General features: G+C 40.3%; 3 protein-coding genes. 2 read left to right on the top strand and 1 reads right to left on the bottom strand.

Features of this window, described 5'->3' with window-relative positions; genetic code table 11:
* A partial coding sequence (locus tag HYT61_04010; GenBank protein MBI2063366.1) for a tRNA 2-thiouridine(34) synthase MnmA occupies window positions 1-266 on the top strand: 266 nt, incomplete at its 5' end.
* 12 nt (window positions 267-278) lie between these two features.
* Complete coding sequence (locus HYT61_04005) at window positions 279-503, top strand: hypothetical protein (protein ID MBI2063365.1); 225 nt, start codon at window positions 279-281, stop codon at window positions 501-503.
* A gap of 1 nt (window position 504) precedes the next feature.
* Here the strand turns inward: HYT61_04005 and gpmI are convergent, their stop codons facing one another.
* Window positions 505-2,094, bottom strand: coding sequence for a phosphoglycerate mutase (2,3-diphosphoglycerate-independent) (gene gpmI / locus HYT61_04000; GenBank protein ID MBI2063364.1), 1,590 nt, complete (start codon window positions 2,092-2,094; stop codon window positions 505-507).
* Between the last annotated feature and the right edge of the window lie 395 nt (window positions 2,095-2,489).

The raw sequence follows: 2,489 nt of genomic DNA, 5'->3' as shown, positions 1-2,489 counted from the left end.
TTAAAAAGAATATTATTTATGTCGGAGGCGAGAAGGATCTTTATTCTAAAAAACTTAAAGTTTCAAACATAAGCTGGGTAAACGAAAAGCCAAAGCTCCCGACTCAACTGGATGTCCGTCTGCGCTACCGAGCCGGATTAAAAAAAGCCACCCTAAAAAAGAACGGCATACTCGAATTAAAGACTCCAGAAAGAGCCATAACCTCGGGCCAGTCGGCGGTATTTTACCGAAAAGGGGAGTTGCTTGGCGGAGGAGTTATTATTTGATAGAATTGCTTTATGAACAAAGAAACACCGCCGGTATTAGACGATAATCTTAATGACGAAATGATGAATATTGTTGAAAAAGAACGGAAAGATGTTCGTCGTGAAAAATTTGATTTGAGTTCAACCAGAGTAGTTTTAGACAAACTATTGAGCGATGGTCTTATCAAGCCAGACGATAAATTATCGGATGTGATGGCGGTCATCGAAAAAGAGTTTAAAAGGATTGAAGATATATAGTTTACTGAATAATTTTTAGCAAACTATCCCCGGTCATTTCGACAGGTTTTTCTATCCCCATTAGTTCAAGAACTGTGGGTGCTATATCTGCCAAAAGGCCCGCTGCTTTAACCATGGCGGCTTCTATTTCATCATCTCGTCTTGTTCTCTCAAATTGTTTATCTACCAGATAAAACGGCACCGGATTGTCGTTATGTTTGGTTTCGCTTTCGCCAGACGATTTATATGTTAATGATTCTGCGTTGCCATGGTCGGCCGTCACTATCATGACTCCGCCTTTTTCTAATACTGCCGATTTTATTTTACCTACCGCTTCATCTACGGCTTGAATTCCTTTTACAGCAACCTCAAGGTTCCCAAAATGGGACAGAGTATCGCCGTTTGCAAAGTTAACTACAAAGAGATCATATCTATCCAGTTCAGATAAAACCCTTTCGGCTATATCACCGGCTTTCATTTCCGGATTTTCAGAAGGATTTTTTATAGATTCGGATAAAAAGTCCGTTTCGCCGTCAAAGGGCACATTTTTCAGGCAATTAAAAAAGTAGGTTACATGAGCATATTTTTCCGTCTCGGCGATATGGTATTGTTTTTTATTATTTTTACTTAATACTTCGGCAAGTCCGTTTTTTATCTCGGGAATAGGGAAGACAACATGAAGATTAGGACTCTCAACATATTGGGTTAGGGAAACAACAAAAAGATTATTTAATTCTTTTCTCTCGAATATATTGAATTCTTTATCTACAAAAGTTTCGGCGAGTTGTCTCATGCTGTCTTCTCTGAAATTAAAAAATAGCGGGATTTTAGAATCGTTTAATCCTTGGGAATAGAAATTTTCGAGTTTTTGATAAATATCTTGTGTTTTTTCTCCGGCGCCGGCTGTTAAAAGTTCATATGCCATCTTGGTTAAATCCCAATTCTTACCTCTATCCATAGCAAAATCTCGACCTATAATAGTGGCTATCTTGCCTATACCTTTTTGAGACAAGTAGTCGTTCACTTTTTTTATAAGAGCCGGGGCTTCCTTGAGGCCGGAATCCTTCCCATCAGTAAAAAGGTGAATTTTTAAATTTATAATGTTATTTCTCTTAGCCAGGTCTATAAGTGCGAAAAGGTAGGCGAGATAGGCGTGAACAGAACCTGAAGTAAGGAGTCCGGCCAAATGAAAAGTTGAGTTATTTTCGTGGACATGGGTGACGGCTTTAACCAAAACTTCATTGGAAAAAAAACTGCCGTCATCTATGGCCTTGTTTATTCTTGAAAGGTACTGGAAAACAACTCTACCCGCACCGATTGTAAGGTGTCCCACCTCGCTGTTCCCTGATTCTCCCCAAGTCATGCCTGCAGCTTTTCCGGAGGCCTGAAGAAGTAAAGAAGGATAATTCTGCTGAATGGAATCAATGTTGGGCGTTTTCGCGTTCAAAATAGCATTGCCAAGTTTTTGTTTGGAATATCCCCATCCGTCAAGAATTGTAAGAACCACAGGTTGCATAAAATTAGTATACCAAAAATTTATCAAACTGCGAGTTTCGCCACCAAACCAACCACTCCCAAGACTACCATTCGAACGCCCAGCGAGCGTTCTCATTGCGTTCCTCCTTCGCTCTCTCGCTTCGCTCGAACCGTGCCCGCTTCAGTCGGAAAAGCGCGCTTTAGGAGCAGTTGCTTTGGTTTCTAATACGAGAGCGACATCTTATTCTAAATCAGAACGTTCGGAAGCCGACGGGCTGAGATAGAGCAAAAACCCAGCAGAGTTTTATGTGGTCTGATTTGGGATAAGGTGGAGCGGGGTTTGCATAAAAACAAGATGTTTGGTATAATTTGCGTGTTAGTTATTAATTTTAATCTTTAGTTCTGTAGCGGAAAAGTTTCACAAATAGTGAGCATGCACTACTACTTAACTTTTAAACAACATGATTTCAGGATTAAACCCGCTAATAGCGGCAATTTCGGCGTTACTTCCAGGACTGGTCATCGGTTATC

It is taken from the genome of Candidatus Yanofskybacteria bacterium (assembly GCA_016181175.1).
Classification (GTDB): Bacteria; Patescibacteriota; Minisyncoccia; order 2-02-FULL-40-12; family IGHO2-01-FULL-4-A; genus 2-01-FULL-44-17.
The sequence above is the reverse complement of the archived record's forward strand: the minus strand, read 5'-3'. Positions and strand labels throughout refer to the sequence as shown.

Coding starts and splice junctions, on each gene's coding strand:
- HYT61_04005 (MBI2063365.1), top strand. CDS start 279: ATGAACAAAGAAACACCGCCGGTATTAGACGATAATCTTAATGACGAA.
- gpmI (MBI2063364.1), bottom strand. CDS start 2,094: ATGAGAACGCTCGCTGGGCGTTCGAATGGTAGTCTTGGGAGTGGTTGG.